Consider the following 22,778-nt stretch of genomic DNA (forward strand, 5'->3'; position numbering starts at 1 on the left):
TCTCGCGGGCTACCTATAGCAATTGTGGGCTTTTAACAATCCTGCTTTGTGCCCGTTCCCCCGTTTTCGCTGTTTCTGATGCAAGTTTATGCATGAGTCGCAAGAAAGTAGTCTTTAGCTCTTGTATAATCTTGCGCCCCTTGCCAGCTTTAGGCAAGAGAACGGATGACGATCTCTTCTAACTTGTAAGTCTGGGAGCTTTATGAATGACCACTGGCATGGATGATCGCCGCGACGCTTTTGAAAAGAAATTCGCGCTTGATGCGGAACTGCGCTTCAAGGCAGAGGCACGCCGCAACAAGCTTCTGGGACTCTGGGCTGCTGACCAGCTTGGCAAGAAGGATGCGGATGCCGAAGCCTATGCCAAGGAAGTCGTTGCCGCTGACTTCGAGGAAGCTGGCGATGAGGATGTTTTCCGCAAAATTCGCGCCGACTTCGATGCGGCGAGCGTTAGCGTAAACGATGAAGCAATCCGCGAAAAGATGTTCGCTTTCCTTGAGGAAGCCGTTCGTCAGGTGAAGCAGGATTGATTATGGTTCGGGGCGGAAGGCCAGCTCGTGGTCTGATTCCGACATTTGCATCTAGCAATTCCGCCCCGATCCTTTTGAAATGAAGGAAATTCGAATGTCGTTGTCGTCGCGCCTTCGCGCCGGGGAAACAGTGCTTTCCGCATGGTCCTCCCTTCCTGAACCCCTGACGGTCGAAATTCTCGCCCATAGCGCCTTCGATGCCGTAACGCTCGACATGCAACATGGCGGCCATGACGAGGCGAGTGTTCTTCGCTCTCTCGGCCTCATCCTGAACGCTGGTAAGCCGCCGGTCGTGCGTGTTCCTGTCGGACGTTTCGACATGGCGAGCCGTGCGCTGGATTTTGGCGCGCAGGCGGTCATCGCTCCGATGATTAATTCGGTCGAGGATGCCCGCAGGTTTGCGGCCGCCATGAAATATCCGCCGGTGGGCGAGCGTTCATGGGGCGTGTTCCGGGCCAATTCGGATTACGGTGCGCCGGGTTCCAACGATTATCTGACGACCGCAAATCACGACACACTTGCCTTCGCGATGATCGAAACGCGCGATGCCTATGATGCGCTGGATGCCATTCTGGATGTTCGCGGCATCGACGGTGTTTTCGTGGGACCGGCTGATTTCTCCATTGCGTGGAGCAACGGGCGTGAGGCAAATCCGAATTCGGATGCGATTGTGGAACCTATCGGTAATATTGCCCGCAAGGCCGCTGCGGCAGGAAAGATCGCCGGTATTTATTCACCGTCACCGGAGTTTGCGCGTCGCTACATTCCGCTTGGTTTCCGCTTCCTGACGCTCAGCAACGATGGCGGTTATATCCGGCTCGCAGCAGAAACGCTGACCAAAGCGGTTCGCGACTAATTTCGTTGCAAGATATTGAACAAGAAAAGGCGGGCTAATGACCCGCCTTTTTCATGCAGTATGAGTAAACATCAGTGATGCTTGGGCGCTTGTAGCTGCGTCATGAACTCGGCGAACACCATCGAGCCTTCCGGCCACGGTCCATGCCCGGATTCCGAGTTGATATGCCCGGATTCGCCAGCGTCGATCAGCATTGCACCCCAGTCCTTCACGACATCTTCGGCAGCTTTAAAGCTGGAGAAGGGATCGTTGCGGCTGACCACGGTGATCGTGGGGAATGGCAGGCGTTCACGCGGGTAGGGGCCGAACGTCATCAGATGTTTGGGGCGGATTTTGTCGTTTGAAACGTCCGGAGGCGCCACGAAAAAGGCTCCGGCCACCTTGTGCTGAAAATGCGGCAAGGCATGAACCGCAGTTGCAACACCGAGCGAATGCGCGACGAGAACAATCGGCCTGGTTGCTGCATTGGCAGCCTTGACGACTTCACCGATCCAGTCTTCGCGAACAGGCTTGGTCCACTCGGCCTGCTCGACACGCCGCGCCGTCGAGAGTTTACTCTCCCAACGGGTCTGCCAGTGGTCGGGGCCGGAATTGGTATAGCCGGGGATGATGAGGATATCTGCGTCTTTGACTTTCATGGCTTCCCATTTAGAGAGGCTTGGTAACTTCTTCAAGCCGTGCGTGTTGTATGCTTTGCAAAGAAGGCATGCGAATGATGAACAGCCTGTTCGCTGATCGCGATCTTGTGAAACACGCTCCAAATGGCGATGTTTAGGCAAGATTTGAAATGCGACGGAGATAATGAGATGGCAATCAGCAGACGTAAGATCCTCGGCGCTGCCGGGACTGCTGTCATGGCCAACATTCTTCCTGTTCGTGCAGAAATGCCGTCGAAGGAGGGCGACATGACACAGCATTTGAGAGCAAGGGCAGTCGAAACGGAACGTCCGGTTGCTCCGCTTCCATTCGCAATGACCACGCCTATGCGTGTGGCACGTGTTGGCCTGAGGGCGCGCGATGCCGAAACATTGGCTGAATATTATCGCGATGTCGTGGGCTTGCGCGAGATGACCCGCCGTGGCGCGTCGATTGTGCTCGGCGCCGGTGACCGCGAACTGATGGAAATTGAGCAGTTTTCGGCTGCCAAACCGGACGATCCGCGCAGCGCTGGTTTGTATCACACCGCATTTCTGCTGCCGACCCGTGGCGATCTCGCGCGCTGGTCGCGCCGCGCCATCGATAAGCAATTGCCGGTCAGCGGTGCATCGGATCATAAGGTGAGCGAAGCCATCTATCTGACCGACCCCGAGGGTAACGGCATCGAAATCTATTCAGACCGTCCGAACAATGAGTGGCAATGGAATGGCAACCGCGTTGCCATGAGCACTGATCCGCTCGATGTCGGAAATCTGCTCGATGTCATCAAGCGCGAGGGCGGAGAATGGGACGGCGCACCGCAGAACACCGTGGTTGGTCACGTTCATCTGCGCGTCGGCAATGCCCATGAAGCTGAAACCTTCTGGCACAATGAACTCGGCCTCGAAACAGTTCAAACCTATGGTGACCGGGCTGTGTTCATGTCCACCGGGCGCTACCATCACCATATCGCTGCCAATGCCTGGCAGAGTGCCGGTGCTGGCAAGCGTGACGGGGATCGGACCGGCCTCGGCTGGGTTGAGCTGGAAGACACGCGTGGCGGCAATAATAGCACCTTCGTGGACCCATGGGGCAACGTGGTCAATACGATCAAGACCAAGGCGTAAACCAGCCCATCTCTGGAATGTAAAAAAGCCCCATGTTTTCATAAATATGGGGCTTTTTCGGATTCAAATTATGAACCAATTAAAAGGGGGGGCGCAGATTTTGGTTATGACGTGCCGAAAATCGTGGCTTGCGAGAACCGGAGCGCAGCGTACCTGAGGTACGTGAGCACCGGAAGCGCAGTAAGACGCGATTTGCAGGCCGTCAGAGCCGAAATCTCAACCGAAGACGCGCTTGAAAATCGTGTCTACATGCTTGGTGTGGTAGCCAAGATCGAACTTTTCGCGGATCTGGTCTTCGGAAAGAGCCGCGCGCACTTCTGTGTCGGCCAGCAGTTCCTCAAGGAAGTCGGCACCCTGTTCCCAGACCTTCATGGCATTGCGCTGCACCAGACGATAAGCGTCTTCACGCGACACGCCTGCCTGCGTCAGTGCCAGCAGAACGCGCTGCGAATGCACGAGACCGCGGAACTTGTTCATGTTCTTGAGCATGTTGTCCGGATAGATCACCAGCTTTTCGATCACGCCAGCCAGACGGTTGAGCGCGAAGTCGAGGGTGATGGTGGTGTCCGGGCCAATCGCACGTTCGACGCTGGAATGCGAAATATCGCGTTCGTGCCAGAGAGCCACGTTTTCCATCGCAGGCGTTACCGACATGCGCACCAGACGGGCGAGACCGGTCAGGTTTTCGGTCAGAACCGGATTGCGCTTGTGCGGCATGGCGGACGAACCCTTCTGGCCCGGCGAGAAGAATTCTTCTGCTTCCAGAACTTCCGTACGCTGCATGTGGCGGATTTCGATGGCGATATTTTCCATCGAAGAGGCAATAACGCCGAGCGTTGCAAAGAACATTGCATGGCGGTCGCGCGGGATCACCTGCGTCGAAACCGGCTCTGCTTCGAGGCCGAGCTTGGCGCAGACATATTCTTCCACACGCGGGTCGATATTGGCGAATGTGCCGACTGCACCGGAAATAGCGCCGGTTGCGATTTCCTCGCGCGCCGCAACGAGGCGGGCGCGGCCACGCGCCATCTCGGCATAGAAGCGCGCAAAGGTGAGGCCCATCGTCGTCGGTTCTGCGTGGATGCCATGGCTGCGGCCGATGCGGACCGTATCCTTGTGTTCAAAAGCACGCTTCTTCAGGGCTTCCAGAACGCGGTCCATGTCGGCAAGCAGCAGATCGGCAGCGCGTACAAGCTGGACGTTGAGCGTGGTGTCGAGTACGTCCGACGACGTCATGCCCTGATGCACGAAGCGGCTGTCCGGGCCGATGAATTCAGCCAGATGCGTCAGGAAGGCAATGACGTCATGCTTCGTGACGGCCTCGATTTCGTCGATACGGGCGACGTCGAACTGCGCCACGCTACCCTTTTCCCAGATGGTCTTTGCCGCTTCCTTCGGGATGACGCCGAGTTGCGCCAGCGCCTCGCAGGCATAGGCTTCGATCTCGAACCAGATGCGGAACTTCGTTTCGGGCGACCAGATGGCGACCATTTCAGGCCGGGAGTAGCGCGGGATCATGGGTGCATCCTGTAGAAAGTGAAAGTTTAACGATTGCGGGCAGCTTCAGCCGCGGCACGAATGGCGTCGATATTGGCGCGGTAGCTCTCGACCGAATTGCCCTTGTAAACCGCAGAACCGGCCACGAGAATGTTGGCGCCAGCGGCAACGACCGAGCCTGCGGTTTCCGGCGTGATGCCGCCATCGACTTCGATATCGATAGGGCGGTCGCCAACCATTTCGCGGACGCGCTTGATCTTGTCGAGCATCGGCGCGATGAACTTCTGACCGCCAAAACCGGGATTGACGGTCATGACGAGGACGAGATCGACATCTTCGATAACGTTGGTCAGCGCCTCGACGGGCGTTGCCGGGTTAAGCGCCAGACCGGCCTTTTTGCCGAGAGCGCGGATCGACTGCAGCGAACGGTGCGTGTGCGGGCCGGCTTCGGCGTGAATTGTGATGAGATCGCAACCGGCATCGGCAAAGGGTGCCAGATAGGGATCACACGGCGCAATCATCAGATGCGCATCGAAGAATGCCTTGGTGCGCGGGCGGATCGCCTTCACCACTTGCGGGCCGAAAGTGATGTTCGGCACAAAATGCCCATCCATGACGTCGATATGCACCCAGTCGGCACCGGCTTCCAGCACGGCATCGACTTCTTCGCCAAGACGAGCGAAGTCGGCGGAAAGGATGGACGGGGCGATGGCGATGGGGCGCATATGTGATCTCCGTAACTTTGGCCAGCCCCTAACACATGAGGGGCAAGAATCCTATCCCCAGCGCTTGTGGAACCACATCCACTGACCGGGATATTCGCGTACCCATGTTTCGACGGTATCGTTCAGAAGCTGCGCTGTTGCAGCCACATCGATCTCGCCCTTGTCGTCGCGCGGCAGCTCCATGCGTTCATAAAGCTCAAGACGATAGCGTCCGCCGGGCAGGCGGATACAGCGTGCCGGATAGACGTCGCAATCATATTGCCGCGCAAGCTTGGCCAATAGCGGATTGGTCTTCACCGGGCGATTGAAGAAAGAGGAAGGCACGCCGCGGCGGAACTTCTGATCCACCAGCATGCCGACATTGCCGCCTTCATCGAGGATATGCGCAAGCGACCATGCCGCACCGGCTTTCGACGGCACCAGATGACCCATATTGGTGCGACGGGCCTTCAGAACCTTGTCGGCGATATAGGGATTGTTCGGCGGACGGAAGAGGGCTGTGACGTTCAGGCCGAAGGTTGCGGCGCAGATCGGCAAAAGCTCGAAATTGCCGGTATGGGCGGTGAGGAAGATATGCGGCTTCTTCTCGTCGCGCAGGCGTTCGAAAATCGGAATGCCTTCCACTTCGACCAGTCCCGGTTTCGTGGAATAGGGATCGAAATCGAAAACAGCATCGAGGAAGATATATTCCGCGAAGAGGCGCGCCATCGAATCCCACATTTCGCGGGCGATGTCTTCGATTTCCGCGTCGGTTTTCTCAGGATAGGCCTGACGCAGATTATCAGTGGCAACCTTGTGGCGCGGCGTCAGCGGCCCGACCAGACGGGCCACTTTGGCGGAAAAGCTGATCGCTGCCTTTGCCGGGAAAAGGCGCAGCAGGCCAAGCAGCAGAAAGACGGCCTGCGCCCAGAGCCAGTAGTTGAACTGCTTCAGCTTGTGGGTCCAGCGGAAGAGCAGAAGTTTCAGCTTGAACATCATGGACGTGGGCGACTCAGTCGATCTCGAGAATGATCTTGCCGAAGACGTCGCGGCCTTCCATGCGCTTCAGCGCCGTGTCGATATCGTTGAAGCCGACCACAGTGTCGATGACCGGATGCACGATGCCGCGCGCCATTTTCTGCATGGCGTCGGCCATATTCTCCATACGGCAGCCGAAGGAACCCAGAATCTTGAGCTGCTGCTGGAAGAGCTGCATCAGGTTCATGCTCGTGGAAACGCCGGAGGTCGAGCCACAGGTGACGAGACGCGCGCCGCGCTTCATGCAGAGCATGGACCCGGCCCATGTGTCTGCGCCGACATGCTCGAACACCACGTCCACACCCTTCTTCTTGGTGAGCTTGCGCACCACGCCCTCGAAGCGGTCTTCACGGTAATTGATGACATGATCGGCACCGAGGGCCTTGGCCTTCTCGATCTTGTCGTCGGAACCGACTGTGGTGATGACGGTGCAGCCCATCTTCTTGGCAAGCTGGATGGCAGCCGAACCGATGCCGGAACCGCCAGCCTGTACGAGTACGGTTTCACCGGGCTCCAGCTTGGCATTGTCGAACAGCATATGCTCGACCGTACCGAAGGTTACAGGCGCGACGGCGGCGCCGATGGCGTCCACACTGGGAGGTGCCGGAACGAGCAGGCGGGCAGGCAGGTTCACAGCCTCGCAGGCAAAGCCGTCGAGATGGAAACCATGTACACCGCCGACATGCTCGCACAGATTGTCACGGCCTTCGCGGCAGGCGCGGCAAAGCCCGCAGGTGCGCGCGCCATAGATTGAGACGAGCTGGCCGGGCAAGAGATTGGAAACGCCCGGACCGACGGCATCCACAACGCCTGAAGCTTCCGCACCGATAACCAGCGGCATCTTGCGCTTGGCAAACGCCATGCCGCGCCAGCCCCACACATCGATGTGGTTGAGCGCGACGGCCTTGATCCGCACTGTCACTTCGCCAATGCCGGGGGCTGGCGGCGGTGCGATATCTGTAATTTCAAGGCGGCGATCATCGAGAAGCTGCAAGGCGCGCATGAAGTAATCCTTTTCAAGACATAATCCCGGAAACGGCGAACCGTCCGGGATCATGGGAAAATTCGTATTTGCCGGACCGATTAATTCGGATTTGCCGCCAAAACAAGGCTCGTATTCTGTCCGCCGAAACCGAACGAGTTGGAAAGCACGGCAGAAACCTCGGCCTGACGCTTCACATTCGGCACGACATCAAGCGGAATAGCCGGGTCCGGATTGTCGTAATTGATGGTCGGCGGCAGCGTGCCTGTCTGGATCGTCAGAAGCGAGAAGACGGCTTCAATGGCACCCGCAGCGGTCAGCGTATGGCCGATCATCGACTTGTTGGACGAAACCGGAATGGAGGCAAGCCTGTCGCCGAATACGGTCGAAAGCGCCAGATATTCCATCTTGTCGTTTTCGGGCGTCGAGGTGCCGTGGGCGTTGATATAGGAAATCTGCTCTTCGGTCAGACCGGCATCGGCCAGCGCAGCGCGCACCGTGCCGATGGCAGGCGAGGCATCCGGCTTGGAGCGTGTGCGATGGAAATCATCAGCCTTTTCGCCACAACCGGCGAGAATGCCCAGAACCTTGGCGCCGCGTGCTACGGCGCTTTCGAGTGATTCCATCACCAGCGCACCGGAACCTTCCGACATGGCAAAGCCGTCGCGGTCCTTGGAGAATGGCTTGGAAGCCTTTTCCGGCTTGTCGTTCTGCGTGGAAAGGGCCGATAGCAGCGAGAAGCGGATCAGGGCTTCGGCAGAGACGGAACCGTCAGTTCCGATGGAAAGAACGCGATCACTTTCGCCGCGACGGATGGCTTCGACACCAAGCTGGATCGCCGTCGCACCCGAAGCACAAGCGGTTGAAAGCGTGATCGGCAGGCCGCGTGTGCCGAAAGCTTCCGACAGGCGTTCTGCGATATAGCCGAACTGGGTCGTGTTGAAGAGGTCATCCTGACGCGCACGACGGCAGGCTTCCAGCAGAAGCTGATAGCTTGCCGGGCCTTCATTCTTCACGGTTGCATCAAGCGCAAACCGGCTTTTCCAGTCCAGTTCGACCGGAGGAGCTGCCAGAAAAAGCGGACCGCCGAAATCGGTAGACGAAAGGCCGGATTGTGCGAGGGCTTCTTCACCGGCGAGCCGGGCCAGCGCTTCCGAGAGTGCCGATGCACCTACATCGCTTTCGGCCAGGAAATCGACTGTTCCAGAAAAGCGCGTATTGAGATTGTCGGTTGGAAAGCGGGTGATGGCATGGATACCCGATTTCCCGCCGGTCAACGCAGCCCAGTTGTCTTCCTTGCCCTGACCGAGCGAGGAAACCACGCCAGCGCCGGTAATGGCGACAATGGGACGGCCGAGATGGTCTGTATATTTCGTCATCTTATACTCTCACCAGCTTTGCTGCGCCTTCGGCACGTGTAGCGCCAACTACGGTGACAATTGCTTCGCTGATCGGGCCTACGGCATCCTTTTCGGATGCATCCAGCGGTGCAAAAGCCTCGCCCTTCCAGACAGATATGGCTGCAAGTGCCACTGCCAGCGGGAACTGCGCTTCGCGCATATGACCGGTCAGGCCGGAAATGCCGCGATAGGTTGCCGACAGACCGTCCAGTGCTGTTTTCTCCGCATCGGTCGCTTCATGGGCGCCGGAAGCACCCGAAACAACGTAGGACGGGTCCTTGCCGCCATTGGCTGCAAGGATGAGTTCGCGGATCGTGTTGGCGAGGTCGGCACTTTCGCGTCGAATCTGCGCACTTTCGATGCCGGTCACTTCCGCATAGGCGCGCGCGCCGCGCTTGGCCGCGTGGTCAGCGCTTTCCAGAACAAGGAATACGCCGCCGGAACCGGAAACCATGCCGCCGCCTGCAGAACCATCACGCTGCCAGAGCGAAGCCCAGCCATCATGCTTGAGCAATCCGCCAAGCTCGTGACCGAGAATCATGTCGAAATGTTCGGCATTGTAGGAGCCACCGACCAGCGCATGGGTGCTCTGACCGGTGCGGATGCGCGCGGCTGCGGTCTCGATGGCCGAAAGGCCGGAACCTTCTTCGCCCATGAAGGTGCGCGAAGAACCGGTCACCTTGTGGACGATCGAAATATTGCCTGCGAGCAGGTTGGAGAGCTGGGCCAGAAACAGCGTCGGGCGCAATTCGGTCGAGAGTTTCTCGTTCAGCATGACGCCGCGATCGTTACGGGTGCGGCCTTCATCCAGAATCTGCATATCGACGGTGATATCGCGTTCGCCGCCACCGGCACCCACGACCATATCCATGGTCGCGCAAAGCGCCTCGTCGTCCTTCATGCCTGCATCTTGCAGAGCAAGCCCCGCGGCATAGGTGCCAAGGCGCTGCCAGGTTTCCATCTGGCGCTGATCGCCACGCTTTGGAATCTGCAGGCTCCAGTCCACTTCACCCAATGGATGAACAGTGTAGGGTGCAAAGGCTTCCTTTTCGAGGCGCGGTTCAGTGCCAGCCTTAGAGAAAGCGTTCCAATGCACATCGACCCCTTCGCCAAGCGAGGAGATGATGCCGATACCTGTGATGACGACTTTATTGTTCTGCATGGGTCCCGTTTGTCCGTCGATGCTGAGACTGCTCTGACAAGCGAAAAGTTCGCACTACCAGAAACGGAATCAGGGCGAACATTTCTGTCCACCCCTCAATACCGCCATATAATGTGCCGGGTCAGCCTTTTTTGGCTGCAACCAGCTCGTCGATTTTCGCGCAGAGATTCTTGAGCACGAAATATTCTTCGGTTGGAACCTTGCCTTCGTTGACTTCCTGGGTCCACTGCTCAAGCGGAATCTTGATGCCGAAAGCCTTGTCGATAGCGAAGACGATGTCGAGGAAGTCGAGGCTGTCGATGCCCAGATCGTCGATGGTGTGGCTATCTGGCGTGATGGTGTCACGGTCGATTTCACTGGTTTCGGCGATGATGTCGGCGACTTTGTCAAAAGTAGAGGACAAGTTTCGATTCCTTTATTCATGGCGGTGCCACAGTTGGCACGCATCTGACTGTTTGCGCGTATCTAGCGTTTTTCCGGTGATAGGGAAAGTCATATTACTTTCATAAGCACCGAGCTTTCAAAAGCGCATATAAGGCGCGCAACGCGCGAAGCGCAACATAAAGACAAACTCTAGTGGTCTGATTCCGACATTTGCATCCCTCGGATATGAGCGCTGAGCAAATGTCGGAAGCAAAAAGACCACTAGTAACTTTATGAATCTAGTGGATTTTTCGATTTTGACGTTTGAAACGGGATTCATATCGGACGGGTATCAAACGTAAAATTCAATCCACTAGTTTTGGAAATATTCTCAAAACTGAGTTGTTGCGGCAGGCTCAAGGTTCGTTTCTGACCCGCCTGACAAAGTACCAAAGACCAACCACAGCACAAGCAATCATCACAATTGCCAGAGCGTATTGCACTGGGCTATTCCCCGATGCAATTGCCACCACACCCGATGCCACGCTCCCCATTGTCCCCAAAGCTTCCGGATGCTTCAAAACAGATGTGACGGCAATGTCGCTCTGACGGGCCTTGGGTGCGATATCCTTCACCGGTTCTGCCATGTGGGTGACTGGCGACTTTGCGGCGAGCGCCAGAGCACGAGAACGCACGCGCTCGACGCGGGCAAGCCAGCCTTTTCCAAAGGTCGATGCTGTGGACAAGCCTTGCAGCCAGGATGCGCGTGCGTCGCACAATGCATCGATGACCTCTTCAGCGGACCGCATATTGGCGGCTTCAACCGTCTGTGCGCCAATTATCCCGTCTTCGGGCATATCCAGAATGCCTTGCAGCATCCTTGCCGCGCGTGCTGGACCTGAATTGACCGAAAAATCGAACAGGGCGTAGTCAATGCCGGAGGGCAGATTATCTCCGTCGATCTTGTTCCAGAATTGCGCCTGATAGATTTCAGTCGCAGTTGCCTGTGTCATTTCCCGTATATCTTCAGGCGACGCCTGATGTCCGTCCCACGCAGACAGGGTTGCGATGGTGATACCCATATTGGTCGCACCGCCGGGATCGGCAGGATTGTCTGCGTATCCGCCTTCTTCACTAAAAATATAAGGCATGACTTTCTGGAAATTCGATTTCATTGAAAAGCCTCTAATTTAGTATTTCGTGATAATAATCAGCAATTTATGACCCAGAATATCATTGGTTCTTGCAAAGAAAATAGTGTGAAAACTACTTGTTCGTGGGCTCGATCAGGATTGGCTAAAAATCATTATTTGATCACGATGTATCTTGCGTCCCGCACAATGATACGGCTTCATGAGCATCTCATCGCTGCATCATGTACAGGCAGGCAAAAGTGAATTCGGAAATCTTTGGATATGCACCGGACGGGCAGGCGGTTCACCGGCTCACGATCTCCAACGGCCCGCTGACGGCCAGGATCATAAATTGGGGCGCGGCCATTCAGGATCTGCGCATGGAGGGCCATGCGGCTCCATTGGTGATCGGCTATCGCGACTTTGCCGACTATCCGGCCCATTCACCGCATCTGGGCGCGATTGCAGGTCGTTCGGCCAATCGCATCCGCAACGCCCGGTTTGATCTGGACGGAACGACCTACGAGGTGGAGCCGAATTTTCAGGGGATTCATAACCTGCACGGCGGCAGCAAGGGGCTTGGCAACCGTGTCTGGAAGATCACCGGAAACGGTCCGGATTTCGTGACGCTTGCGACAGTGGCGCCTGACGGAGAGATGGGCTTTCCCGGCAACCTGAATGTAAGCTGCACCTATATGCTCACAGGCGATGGGACGCTCATCGTGCGGCTGGAGGCAGTGACCGACAAGCCAACGGTCTGTAATTTGCTACATCACAGCTACTTCAATCTGGATGATGGCGGCGAGGGCGATATCCTCGATCATCAGCTCAAGATCGAAGCCGATGCCTATATGCCCGTCGACGACGCTCTCATTCCGGACGGACGCGTTCTGCCGGTCAAAGAAACGCCATATGATTTCCGGGAATTCCGTCCGATTCGCTTCGAGGAAAACGGCAGTCAGGTCGAATATGACAGCAATTTCTGCATGACCGCAGCGCGGGGACCATTACGCCCATGCGCGTCGGTCAAGGGCGCTCGTTCCGGTATTCGCCTCGACGTTTCCACGACGGAGCCGGGTGTTCAGTTCTATGCAGGCAATACCATGGCCAATGACTGTATTGGCCTGATGGGCAAGCCCTACGGAAAACATGCAGGATTCTGCCTTGAGCCGCAGGTCTGGCCGGGATCGCTGGAATATTCCTATTTCCCGCAGGCAATATTACGTCCGGGCGAGATTTACGCCCAGACCAGCCATTTCAGCTTTTCACGCGAAAAATAATCAATCAGCAAAAGCGGCGCGTGCGGTTTCCATCGGAGCGAGCGCGCCGCGTATCTCGACCACACGCGCTGCAACCAGATGCGCCTTGCGGGCGGCTTCCACCGGAGAAAGCCCGTTCAGACGTGCAGCAAGATAGGCACCGTTAAAACTGTCGCCAGCGCCGGTAGTGTCCACGGCTTGCGCCACGACGGACGGTACAAGCGTCCTTTCATCGCCAGAGACGACCAGAGCTGGTTCCGTGCCGTCCTTGACGACGATTTCTTTCACGCCGAGTGCGGCAAGGCGATCTGCACAGGTGCTGGCATCCTTGTCGCCAAAGAGCGCCTGTTCGTCGGGGAATGTAGGCAGGGCGATATCCGCGATGCGCATGGCTTCGCTGATGATCTCCTGCGCAACTTTCCGGTCTGGCCAGAGCTGGTGGCGGAAATTCGGGTCGAATGCGATTCGCGAACCGGCTGCACGGCATTCCCGCAGGACGTCGAAAAACGTCTCGCGATGCTCAGGCAGGATGATGGCGATCGAAATGCCCGAAAAATAGATGATGTCACGGCCGGTCAGGCTTTTTTCCAGGGCTGCGCGGTCGCTGGCCAGACGCCGTGCCGCGGCGTCGCTCCGCCAATAGGTGAAGGAGCGCTCCGCACCGTTAAGCGTGATTGCGTAAAGGCCGGGGTGAAGTCCGTCGATGATGGGGCTGTGCGCGATGCCGATACCGTTCGACGTCAAGAACACGCGCTGCTTCTGCGAAAAGCTGTCTTCGCCGAAAGCGGTAACGTACTCGACAGGGTAGGATTTTTCCGTCAGCGCCCGCATGTACCAGGCAGTGTTCAGCGTATCGCCCGCAAAACCCATGCGCCATTGATCGCCTTCATTGCCAGAAAGCTCGATCATGCATTCGCCGATAGACGCAAATCCGCCCATGTCAGTCTCCTCACTTCCAATGGGGCTAACGCCTATACTAATTTGCCGCTATGTAAAATTGGTTTGTGGGTACTGTCATGTGGCCTTTATCGACTTGCCACATTCATTGTGTAAGCATCCGCCGACCGCATCGCCCTCAAAATCGGGATAGCTTTTTAAAAGCACGATGCATTACCTGATATTTTGGAGTTCTGCTGACGTTGTGTAGCGAACCTCGCCTAAGGATTTGACATGCGTTATGCGATTTATTTCACGCCGCCATCCAGTGATGCGCTTCTTAAGGTTGCCGCAAACTGGCTCGGACGCAATGCGTTCAGCGGCGGGCCGGTCAAGATGCCAGCGATTCGCTCGCTCGCGACCGACGAAATCTCCAAGCTGACGGAAGAGCCGCGCCGTTATGGCTTTCATGCGACGATGAAGGCTCCCTTCCGGCTGGATGAAGAACACACCGAAAACGACCTGCTTTCCGCATTGATGCATTTCGCATCGTCGGCATCGCCGGTCGTTATTCCCCGTCTGAAACTGCACGCAATTGGCCCGTTCTTCGCTCTCGTGCCGGAAGAGCCGGTTGCCGAGCTGAACCAGCTTGCCAATGATGTTGTGGTTGCCTTCGACCGGTTTCGCGCACCGCTCACCGAGGCGGAAATTGCAAAGCGGCGACCGGAGCGTCTCAGCGAGACACAGCGCCACAATATCGAACGCTGGGGCTATCCTTATGTTTTCGACGAGTTCCGCTTTCATATGACTCTGACCGGCCCGGTGGAGGAGAAGGACCGCGCTCGCGTGGAGCGGACGCTGGACGAATTTTTCACGCCGCTGCTGGATGACGCCGTAGAGGTTGCGAATCTCGCTCTGTTCGTGGAACCTGAGAAAGGGGCTCCTTTCGAGATTCATTCGCTGCATCCTCTGACAGGCGGCAAGATAGCGTCTGCTCGGGCCTCACGAGCGGTTGGGAGGCCGTAAGCAATGGGAAATGAAACGGTTCTGCGCAATGCCCGCATCGTGCTCTCCGACGATGTCGTTCTCGGTTCCCTGAAGCTTGTTGACGGCAGGATCGCCGATATCTCCGCTGGCGCATCCAGTGTCGGCGAGGATATGGAAGGCGACTTCCTGACACCCGGACTGGTGGAACTGCACACAGATCACCTCGAAGGACACTATGCGCCGCGCCCGAAGGTGCGCTGGAACCCGATTGCCGCCGTGCAGGCGCATGACGCACAGATTGCCGCTTCCGGGATAACGACCGTTTTCGATGCGTTGCGCATTGGCTTTGATGACGACGCCGAGACGGGCATTGACGATATGCGCAAGCTATCGTCGGCAATTGCAGAAGGCCGCGATGCGGGCCGTCTGCGCGCCGACCATTTCCTGCATTTGCGTTGCGAGGTTTCGGCGCCGGACTGCCTTCCGGCCTTCGAACAGTTTGGCAATCAGGCGCTGGTCAGGCTGGTGTCGCTGATGGATCACGCGCCGGGGCAGCGGCAGTTTACGGATATCGAAACCTACAAGACCTATTTCATCCGCAAGCTGAAATTCTCGGAAGAAGAATTCCGGCTCTATTGCGAGCGGCGTATCGGGCAGTCCCAGCAATATTCCGCGCCGACACGCAAGGCGATTGCCGAATTGTGCCACCAGCGCGGCGTTATTCTGGCAAGCCACGATGATGCGACGCCAGAGCATGTCGCGGAAGCAAAGGCGCAGGGAATAAGGGTCGCGGAATTTCCCACGACACACACGGCAGCGAAGGCATCAAAAGAATCCGGGATGTCGGTGCTTATGGGAGCGCCGAACGTCGTACGCGGCGGTTCACATTCGGGAAATGTGTCCGCGCGCGAACTGGCGGAGGCCGGAAATCTCGACATCATATCGTCGGACTATATTCCGGCCAGCATGATGCAATCGGCGTTCTTTCTCGCTGATGTCGCCGAAAACATCTCGCTGCCGCAAGCCATTCGTCTGGTTTCCGCCAACCCTGCCAAAGCGGTAGGGCTGGATGATCGCGGAGAGATCGTTGCCGGCAAGCGGGCTGATCTGGTCCGGGTGCAGATTGCTGATCACGTTCCGATCATCCGCACCGTCTGGCGAGAGGGACGGCGGGTTATTTAGCGCATAATCTTGATCGTCCTCGTTTGGCACCGGTCGGATTATGCTCTAACCTACCGAGATTGGCGTGGTCGGTTCCAGCGCCAGTCTGCCATCATCCAGAATGTCGAGCTGCAGTGAGCGATAACTGTCAATGCTCAGATGGGATGTCTTTGGGGAATGCGGGTGCGTTGCGGTGACTACGACAACGCTCGCACCGGCAGTTTCTCCTGCAACGATACCGGCTGGCGCATCCTCGAACACAAGGCAATTATGCGGATCGAAACCAAGTCGTTTCGCGCCAAGCTGGAAACATTCGGGGCTTGGCTTGCCACGCTCCACATCTTCGGCAGAAACGATGGTCTTCGGCATCGGCAGTCCTGCTGCGGCGACGCGACGGGTAGCAAGTTCAAGTGGTGCCGAGGTCACGATTGCCCAACGGTCTTGCGGCAATGAACTGAGGAAGTCATATGCGCCGTCAATAGGTGCAATGCCGTCCAGATCCGCCATTTCGGCCTGAAGCAATATCTCCGCCTCGCGGATCGGGTCCACGCCCGGCAGAGCAAGACGGCGGACGGTTTCAACTGCCCGGACACCATGGATCGTCGGCAGGAATGTGACTGGATCAATGCCATGGCGTATGGCCCATTCGCTCCACACACGTTCGGTCGCTTCGATGGAACTCAATATCGTGCCGTCCATGTCGAACAGAAACGCATCGAATGATTTGCCGAAAGGGGAAAAGGAGGTCACGTCGAATTTCCTTTAACTACGCAGATGAGAATCGGGAGAATGCTTCTGTGATCGATCATAATGTTTATTGGGTGAGAAGACAGTCTTTGGAGCAGATACTGTTCCCGCATCGGGTATGAAAATTAGCTTCGGCTCACTATATTGAGGGGCGACTGCAATATTGGCGAAACTTGATCATTTCGATCAATTGTGGCTTTTGGCACCCTTCCGAATTTAAATAAATGCCGAAAGCGCCGATTGCGACTGAATCGCATTCTCAGGATTGTTGTATAAATGACTGAAATAAAATCAAAAAAACGCAACTATCCGGATGTGCGCTTTGCCGTTGCGCCCATGATTGACTGGTCGGACAGACATTGCCGGTATTTTCACCGGCTCTTTTCCAGGCATGCATTGCTCTACACTGAAATGGTCGTGGCGGATGCCATCATTCACGGCCCACGCGACCGGTTGCTGGGTTTCGACACCGCTGAACATCCTGTGGCGCTGCAGTTAGGCGGTTCCGATCCGGTGAAGCTGAAAGAAGCTGCGAACATCGGCGCCGATTACGGCTATGACGAAATCAATCTCAATGTCGGTTGCCCGTCGGATCGCGTGCAGTCAGGTACATTCGGAGCCTGCCTCATGCAGACCCCGGATGTGGTGGCGCGTTGCGTCTCTGCAATGAAAGAGGCCGTTTCCGTGCCCGTTACCGTCAAATGCCGTATTGGCGTTGACGATCAGGATGTGGAAGTTGCACTCGATACTTTGGCCGATCTGACACTTGACGCTGGTGCTGATGCGCTTTGGGTCCACGCTCGTAAGGCCTGGCTGAAAGGATTGTCGCCCAAGGAGAACCGCGAGATTCCACCGCTCGACTATGATCGCGTCTATCGCCTCAAGGCGCGGCTTGGCGATATTTTCGTCGGCATAAACGGCGGGATCAATACGCTTGATGAAGCAGAGCAGCACTTGCAGGCCACCGATGCGGTGATGCTCGGTCGTGCCGCTTATCATAATCCCGAGATTCTGGCAGAGGTGGATGCGCGCCTTTATGGAGGCGGACAGGCAGTTACCTCGATCGCTGATATCATCGGTGAAATGTGCGCCTATACTGATCGTCATATCGCAGCAGGCGGCAGGCTTTCGCATGTGAGCCGACATATGGTCGGGCTTTTTACCGGGCAGCCGGGTGCACGGCGCTGGCGGCAAATCCTTTCGACGGATGCCACCAAGCCGGGCGCAAACAGTGATGTGCTGCGTCAGGCCTATGCCGTCGTGACTGAAGCGGCAGCAGAAGCTGCTTAGAACACGTTTCGATCTGATTAGATCAGATTGATGCTCTAAGCATTTGTTTTGACAGGAATCTTATCCGAAAACCGTTTCACACTTTTCGGGCTGCGCTCTAATCAATCAGAATAAGCTGGTCCCCGCGGACAGTGAATCCGCCGAGTGTTTGCAGGAAGTTCATACCGAGCAGGCTGCCGGTCATCAGGCCTTCCTTGGTCACCATGGCGCGCACATTCTGGCGCTCGATATCGCCAATCTGCAATGTGGCAATGTTGATGACTGCTGCACTTGCCGTACCATTGGCCGTCATGATCGGAACGGAATAGTTGAGCGAAGCCGTGTCTATGCCTGCGCGCTCTGCATCTTGCTGGGACAGGACGACTGAAGATGCGCCGGTATCGACCAGAAAGTGAACACGTTCACCGTTCACGCGCCCATTGACCTCGAAATGACCATTCGCAGCCTTTGCAAGCGTGACGGTTAAAGTGCCATCGGCATTACGGCCTGAAATAGGGCTTCCGGGGATCAGCCCGGCCGTGACCCGGCTCGCGACGTCCTGCAGCTCATAACGATACTGATAACCTGCAACGAGGCCGAGAATAATCACGGCCCACATGGCCATATTGCGCGCAAAGTCAGTCAGCTTGATCCCGGAGCCTAGCAGACCGGCAGCAAGCACGACGCCCCATATGCCCAGATAGGCTGCGCGGGCAAACACGTCATTGTCCATGCCAAGCGTTGAGCCGCTGTCATTGTTGGACATCAGCAGCAGGACAACAATCGCGACAGCAGCAATAATGAGCCAGAAAAAGCGCCCCATCAGCCAATTCTCTTTTCTACAATAATCTCGTGCCTGTCGGCGAGAAGCGACCAGACGGCCATTCGCTCTTCCGCACTCATGCTGGACCAGCGTGCGATCTCATCTAGCGTCCGGGCACAGCCGAGGCAGAAGCCGGTTTCCGTATCTATCGTGCAAACCAATATGCACGGGGATTCAATGGTTGTCGTGTCCATGAAATGCAATGTGGTTGCATCAAAGGGCCATGACAAGCCCGGCGAGAACGGCAACTGCACCGATCTGCTGTGCTGCGCCCAATGTGTCACCGGTTTGTCCGCCGATTTTTGCGATGCAAAGTCTGGCAAAGCCGACAAGCAGAACAGTCGCCAGCACAAGCGCATTGATGAGCGAGAGAAATCCGCCCGCTGGTATGAGCGTGAAGACAAGAAAGAGCAGTCCGATCCCGACACCGCAAACAACGGTCTCCCATTGCGGCTGGCCAACGCTGTCGGACAGCCCGCCGGGACGCGCGGAGGGCAGAGCGTGCCAGAATGCCAGCATGGCTGCGCGGCTTGCCGCTTCGCCGCCGATCAGCGCAAGAGCTGCATAGCCTGCACCTGCACGGTCGATGATCGCCATCAATAGAGCCGCCTTCAAACCCACGAAGACAATCAGCGTCAGCGCCGCGAAAGTTCCGATGCGGGAATCTTTCATGATATCCAGCCGGCGATCCACGGAAGATGCGCCGAAGAAGCCGTCAGCAGTATCACCCAGGCCGTCTTCATGGAGTGCGCCGGTCATCGCCGCCAGGGTGCCAATTGCGAGCAGCGCGCAGGCAAGGGGCGAGAGGTTCATTTTATAGGCCACGAAAAGCACAGCGCCTGCCAGCAGGCCCAGCACCGCTCCTGCGAGCGGAAAGGCACGGGCATTGCGCGGCAACGAATCATCACCATCCTCGAACCATCTCTGCGGAAGCGGCAGGCGGCTTAGAAAGCCCAGACTCCGGATCGTGTCGCCAATGAGACTATTTCGCTGCAAGTGACTGTTCCACTTTGTTTCCCGAAACGGATTTCCGCGATAATTCGCCTCAATGTTGCTTCAACTCAAAGAGGTGATTTGAAAATTCGCGTCAGTGCTTATAGGACGAGCCCAACGAATTTACACCTCCCATCATCGATTGGACTAAACTTATGAGCGCCAGCGGCCTACCTTTTGACGATTTCCGAGAATTGATCCGAAATCTGCCGGGTCCCGACCTGGGAGCGGAAAGGGCCGTTCGCGAGCGTGAGGCTACACTGACCAAGCCCGCCGGTTCGCTCGGACGCATGGAAGAGATCGTGGCATGGCTCGCTGCATGGACCGGCAAGCGCACACCGCAGATCAATCGCCCGCTGGTGGCGGTGTTTGCTGGCAATCACGGGGTTACGGCCAAGAACATCACCCCGTTTCCGCCAAGCGTCACGGCGCAGATGGTCGAGAATTTTGCTGCCGGTGGCGCAGCCATCAACCAGATCTGCATTGCCAATGATCTCGGGCTGAAGGTTTTTGATCTGGCGCTGGAACACCCGACCGGGGACATTACCGAAGAACCTGCCATGGATGAGCGCACTTGCGCCGCGACCATGGCTTTCGGCATGGAAGCGATTGCCGGTGGAACCGATCTCTTGTGCATCGGCGAAATGGGTATCGGTAACACCACGATTGCCGCAGCAATTGCGCTGGCGCTCTTCGGTGGTACAGCGGAAGACTGGGTCGGGCCGGGCACGGGTTCAACGGGTGAGTTGCTTGAGCGCAAGCTTGCCGCCGTTCGTCAGGCCGTCGCTCTCCATCAGGCGCATCTCCAGGACCCGCTGGAAGTGTTGAGCCGTCTCGGCGGTCGCGAAATCGCAGCCATGGCTGGCGCAATTCTGGCCGCGCGCATGGAGAAAATCCCGGTCATCGTCGACGGTTTTGTGGCAAGTGCTGCCGCAGCGGTTCTCTATGCCGCCAACCCGGAAGCAATAGATCATTGCCTGTTCGGCCATGTTTCCGCCGAACCAGGCCATCGCAAGCTTCTTGAGAAGATGGGCAAGGAACCGCTTCTTGATATGGGAATGCGCCTTGGCGAAGGCACAGGTGCGGCGCTCGCAGCCGGTATCGTCAAGGCGGCGGCACTGTGCCATAGTGGCATGGCGACGTTCGAACAGGCTGGAATATCCGGCTCGAAATAATGGTCGCGAGATCATCGAAAAGCCCGCCATTTGGCGGGCTTTTCTTTTAAATCAAAGCTTTAAAAGCGTTAGTTGTTATCTTTGTCGAGCACCATGTAGTCGAGCGGCAGTTCGGTGGTGTACTTGATCTGCTCCATGGCGAAGGACGAAGACACGTCGCGAATTTCGATCTTGCTGATGAGGCGCTTATAGAAGGCGTCATAAGCGCCGATGTCCGGCACAGCCACGCGAAGCAAATAATCCACGTCACCGCTCATGCGGTAGAATTCGATGACTTCAGGGAATTCCTGAACCACTTCGGAGAAGCGCTTGAGCCATTCATGGCTGTGGGAGCTTGTGCGCACCGACACGAACACCGTCACCCGCGCATTGACGCGGATCGGATCGAGAATGGCGACACGGCGCTTGATGACGCCATCTTCTTCGAGTTTCTGGATGCGGCGCCAGCATGGCGTCGTGGAAAGGCCAACTTTCTTGGCAACGTCTGCCACTGCAAGTGTCGCGTCTTCCTGCAATAAGCGCAGTATCTTCCTGTCGAGCCTGTCCATGCGTTTCCGTTCCCGGTTTTAGAAATCGTTTCCCGAACTGTGCGAATAGGTGAAACGTCATACCTTATGGTTCGCAATGATCCGAAGTTACAGGAAAAATATTCTGATGAAAACGAATGGAATAAAAATTATTTATCGTCTTGGATGAGGTCTCGCACTTTTGCCTGAAGAACAGGCACAACTTCAGCATCAAACCATGGATTTCGCTTGAGCCACCCACTGTTGCGCCAGGATGGGTGCGGCAAGGGCAGGGCGATTCGACCCGCCTGATTGGGTGTTTCGATGAAATGCCGCCAGTTCCTGACGGTTTCAGTGAGATTACGGCCCCGATAGCCGGGCAGGTGATAGGCCAGGGCGTATTGTCCGACCACCAGCACGAATTCCAGTTGCGGCATTGCCGCGAAAACACGGTCATGCCAGGTCTGCCGACATTCGCGGCGCGGCGGAAGATCACCACCATGCTTGTCATAGCCGGGAAAGCAGAAGCCCATCGGGACGATGGCAAAGCGTGATGGATCATAAAATTCCTCGCGCGACACGCCGAGCCATTGCCGCAGGCGATCCCCGGACGGATCGTTGAACGGCAGGGAAGTGTTGTGCACGCGAATGCCGGGAGCCTGACCGCAAATGGCAATTCTCGCTGTATCCGAGACGATGCAGACGGGATTGGGCTCATGCGGCAAGGGCGGCAGAAATTCTGGTGTGTCGCGACAGATACGACAGGCCCGGATCGAGCGGCTGAGTTCGTCCAGCTTTTCCATGAATTGTATCAGCGAATTCCATCAGTTTCGGGGCAGGATCATTTCAATAAAAGTCCGAATATGCTCCCTTATATAGGTAATGGCATCGCTGATTACAGCCAACAGCGATTTGCTGTCCGATTGCTGTACAGTTTCCTCATTGCGATGTTCCTTGCGCCATCGGGATGGCTGCTCGAACTGCCCGGCCCATATGCCGCGCCGGTTGCTGCGGGCGTCTCTTTCCTCGCGCTGATAATCGCCATAGGAAACGGCCCAGCCCTGCTCAACCATCCAGCGGTTGAGATCGGTTTCACCGAGATAACAGCGCGCCAGATCACGGCTATACTGATCTCGTCCTTCCGTCTCGCACCGAATCGAGGACCTGCCGATTCTGCCTCGCAATATGTTGCGAGCTTCTCTGCCGCAATCGTAAGTGCTTCCGGCTCGCACACATTGCTGTTGCATCTCCGGCGCATCGATACCCTTGAGACGTATATGTTTCTTGCCAAGGACCACGGTGTCGCCGTCGATCACATAGACCGAACCGTTCAATGCTTCTTTTGGAGCGGATGGCATCGGCAGGTAGACGATGAGTGTAACGAGAATTGAAAAAAGCAATAGAGTCAATAAGATGCCGCGAAAACTTATACTATTGCTTTTGCGGGCAGACCGGTAGGGACGTCTGTAAGGACGACGGTATTTGCTCATAGGTGGCTTCCCGATTCCCTAGCGTCTCTGATTTTGCGGCAGACTGCGAACTCTTATCCTTTGC

Annotated in this window: 25 protein-coding genes; 8 read left to right on the forward strand and 17 right to left on the reverse strand. The window is 56.7% G+C overall.

The features are described 5' to 3' along the window. The first annotated feature begins 206 nt into the window (after positions 1-206). Positions 207-530, forward strand: coding sequence for a DUF1476 domain-containing protein (locus HWX93_RS17355; RefSeq protein ID WP_140019652.1), 324 nt, complete (start codon positions 207-209; stop codon positions 528-530). Between the two features lie 88 nt (positions 531-618). After that, positions 619-1,386: an HpcH/HpaI aldolase family protein gene (locus HWX93_RS17360; RefSeq protein ID WP_176038087.1), complete on the forward strand. Its 768-nt coding sequence runs from the start codon at positions 619-621 to the stop codon at positions 1,384-1,386. 71 nt (positions 1,387-1,457) lie between these two features. On the opposite strand, the gene HWX93_RS17365 is transcribed toward HWX93_RS17360, so the two are convergent. Next, positions 1,458-2,024, reverse strand: coding sequence for an alpha/beta hydrolase (locus tag HWX93_RS17365; RefSeq protein ID WP_176038081.1), 567 nt, complete (start codon positions 2,022-2,024; stop codon positions 1,458-1,460). A 168-nt stretch (positions 2,025-2,192) separates the two neighbouring features. Between HWX93_RS17365 and HWX93_RS17370 the strand changes: the two genes are divergently transcribed. Next, positions 2,193-3,149, forward strand: coding sequence for a VOC family protein (locus HWX93_RS17370; protein ID WP_419191044.1), 957 nt, complete (start codon positions 2,193-2,195; stop codon positions 3,147-3,149). A gap of 216 nt (positions 3,150-3,365) precedes the next feature. On the opposite strand, the gene purB is transcribed toward HWX93_RS17370, so the two are convergent. The 8 genes from purB to HWX93_RS17410 form a co-directional block, all read right to left on the reverse strand. Continuing rightward, positions 3,366-4,667: an adenylosuccinate lyase gene (purB, locus tag HWX93_RS17375; RefSeq protein WP_176038082.1), complete on the reverse strand. Its 1,302-nt coding sequence runs from the start codon at positions 4,665-4,667 to the stop codon at positions 3,366-3,368. Between the two features lie 26 nt (positions 4,668-4,693). After that, positions 4,694-5,371 (reverse strand): ribulose-phosphate 3-epimerase, encoded by a 678-nt coding sequence (gene rpe, locus HWX93_RS17380; protein WP_061345418.1) that lies wholly within the window; start codon positions 5,369-5,371, stop codon positions 4,694-4,696. A gap of 51 nt (positions 5,372-5,422) precedes the next feature. Further along, positions 5,423-6,349: a lipid A biosynthesis lauroyl acyltransferase gene (locus tag HWX93_RS17385; protein ID WP_176038083.1), complete on the reverse strand. Its 927-nt coding sequence runs from the start codon at positions 6,347-6,349 to the stop codon at positions 5,423-5,425. Positions 6,350-6,362: 13 nt separating this feature from the next. Next, positions 6,363-7,391, reverse strand: a complete 1,029-nt coding sequence (locus tag HWX93_RS17390; protein ID WP_176038088.1) for a zinc-binding dehydrogenase — start codon at positions 7,389-7,391, stop codon at positions 6,363-6,365. An 80-nt stretch (positions 7,392-7,471) separates the two neighbouring features. Next, positions 7,472-8,749, reverse strand: a complete 1,278-nt coding sequence (locus HWX93_RS17395; protein WP_151557358.1) for a beta-ketoacyl-ACP synthase — start codon at positions 8,747-8,749, stop codon at positions 7,472-7,474. Position 8,750: 1 nt separating this feature from the next. Further along, positions 8,751-9,932: a beta-ketoacyl-ACP synthase gene (locus tag HWX93_RS17400; protein WP_151557360.1), complete on the reverse strand. Its 1,182-nt coding sequence runs from the start codon at positions 9,930-9,932 to the stop codon at positions 8,751-8,753. Positions 9,933-10,053: 121 nt separating this feature from the next. Further along, positions 10,054-10,335: an acyl carrier protein gene (locus tag HWX93_RS17405; protein ID WP_006466638.1), complete on the reverse strand. Its 282-nt coding sequence runs from the start codon at positions 10,333-10,335 to the stop codon at positions 10,054-10,056. 376 nt (positions 10,336-10,711) lie between these two features. Continuing rightward, a complete protein-coding gene (locus HWX93_RS17410; protein WP_151557362.1) occupies positions 10,712-11,470 on the reverse strand; it encodes a glycoside hydrolase family 108 protein in 759 nt (252 codons plus the stop codon). Positions 11,471-11,688: 218 nt separating this feature from the next. On the opposite strand from HWX93_RS17410, the gene HWX93_RS17415 reads away from it, so the two are divergent. Beyond that, positions 11,689-12,708, forward strand: coding sequence for an aldose epimerase family protein (locus HWX93_RS17415; RefSeq protein ID WP_151557364.1), 1,020 nt, complete (start codon positions 11,689-11,691; stop codon positions 12,706-12,708). Here HWX93_RS17415 and HWX93_RS17420 read toward each other — a convergent pair whose 3' ends face one another. Further along, complete coding sequence (locus tag HWX93_RS17420) at positions 12,709-13,626, reverse strand: sugar kinase (RefSeq protein ID WP_151557366.1); 918 nt, start codon at positions 13,624-13,626, stop codon at positions 12,709-12,711. It lies immediately after the preceding gene. A gap of 231 nt (positions 13,627-13,857) precedes the next feature. On the opposite strand from HWX93_RS17420, the gene HWX93_RS17425 reads away from it, so the two are divergent. Together HWX93_RS17425 and HWX93_RS17430 are read left to right on the forward strand one after the other, a co-directional pair. Then, positions 13,858-14,589 carry a DUF1045 domain-containing protein gene (locus tag HWX93_RS17425; RefSeq protein WP_151557368.1) on the forward strand — a complete coding sequence of 244 codons (732 nt, stop codon included), beginning with the start codon at positions 13,858-13,860 and terminating at the stop codon, positions 14,587-14,589. A gap of 3 nt (positions 14,590-14,592) precedes the next feature. After that, positions 14,593-15,732 carry an alpha-D-ribose 1-methylphosphonate 5-triphosphate diphosphatase gene (locus tag HWX93_RS17430; RefSeq protein WP_151557370.1) on the forward strand — a complete coding sequence of 380 codons (1,140 nt, stop codon included), beginning with the start codon at positions 14,593-14,595 and terminating at the stop codon, positions 15,730-15,732. A gap of 45 nt (positions 15,733-15,777) precedes the next feature. Here the strand turns inward: HWX93_RS17430 and HWX93_RS17435 are convergent, their stop codons facing one another. Continuing rightward, entirely contained in the window at positions 15,778-16,461 is a 684-nt protein-coding gene (locus HWX93_RS17435) for an HAD family hydrolase (protein WP_151557372.1), read from the reverse strand. Between the two features lie 273 nt (positions 16,462-16,734). Between HWX93_RS17435 and dusA the strand changes: the two genes are divergently transcribed. Next, positions 16,735-17,748 carry a tRNA dihydrouridine(20/20a) synthase DusA gene (gene dusA, locus HWX93_RS17440; protein WP_151557374.1) on the forward strand — a complete coding sequence of 338 codons (1,014 nt, stop codon included), beginning with the start codon at positions 16,735-16,737 and terminating at the stop codon, positions 17,746-17,748. 97 nt (positions 17,749-17,845) lie between these two features. On the opposite strand, the gene HWX93_RS17445 is transcribed toward dusA, so the two are convergent. From HWX93_RS17445 to HWX93_RS17455, 3 genes are read right to left on the reverse strand one after another with little or no spacing between them, the layout of a single operon-like run. Beyond that, entirely contained in the window at positions 17,846-18,550 is a 705-nt protein-coding gene (locus HWX93_RS17445; RefSeq protein WP_151557376.1) for a TIGR02281 family clan AA aspartic protease, read from the reverse strand. Further along, on the reverse strand, positions 18,550-18,744 hold the full coding sequence (locus HWX93_RS17450; RefSeq protein WP_151557378.1) for a DUF1289 domain-containing protein: 195 nt from the start codon (positions 18,742-18,744) through the stop codon (positions 18,550-18,552). Before HWX93_RS17450 ends, HWX93_RS17445 begins: the two co-directional genes overlap by 1 nt. A 19-nt stretch (positions 18,745-18,763) precedes the next feature. After that, the gene (locus tag HWX93_RS17455; protein ID WP_151557380.1) at positions 18,764-19,546 is read right to left on the reverse strand and encodes an adenosylcobinamide-GDP ribazoletransferase; all 783 of its coding nucleotides are present in this window, start codon (positions 19,544-19,546) and stop codon (positions 18,764-18,766) included. 152 nt (positions 19,547-19,698) lie between these two features. Here HWX93_RS17455 and cobT point away from each other — a divergent pair, with 152 nt between their 5' ends. Then, on the forward strand, positions 19,699-20,718 hold the full coding sequence (cobT, locus tag HWX93_RS17460) for a nicotinate-nucleotide--dimethylbenzimidazole phosphoribosyltransferase (RefSeq protein WP_151557382.1): 1,020 nt from the start codon (positions 19,699-19,701) through the stop codon (positions 20,716-20,718). Between the two features lie 68 nt (positions 20,719-20,786). Here the strand turns inward: cobT and HWX93_RS17465 are convergent, their stop codons facing one another. The 3 genes from HWX93_RS17465 to HWX93_RS17475 all read right to left on the reverse strand — a co-directional run bounded on the left by HWX93_RS17465 (position 20,787) and on the right by HWX93_RS17475 (position 22,714). Further along, positions 20,787-21,266 (reverse strand): Lrp/AsnC family transcriptional regulator, encoded by a 480-nt coding sequence (locus tag HWX93_RS17465; protein ID WP_010661230.1) that lies wholly within the window; start codon positions 21,264-21,266, stop codon positions 20,787-20,789. Between the two features lie 128 nt (positions 21,267-21,394). After that, a complete protein-coding gene (locus tag HWX93_RS17470) occupies positions 21,395-22,036 on the reverse strand; it encodes a uracil-DNA glycosylase family protein (RefSeq protein ID WP_151651452.1) in 642 nt (213 codons plus the stop codon). 12 nt (positions 22,037-22,048) lie between these two features. Beyond that, entirely contained in the window at positions 22,049-22,714 is a 666-nt protein-coding gene (locus tag HWX93_RS17475; protein ID WP_151557386.1) for a thermonuclease family protein, read from the reverse strand. Positions 22,715-22,778 lie beyond the last annotated feature (64 nt).

Source organism: Brucella tritici, assembly GCF_902825325.1.
Taxonomy (GTDB): Bacteria; Pseudomonadota; Alphaproteobacteria; order Rhizobiales; family Rhizobiaceae; genus Brucella.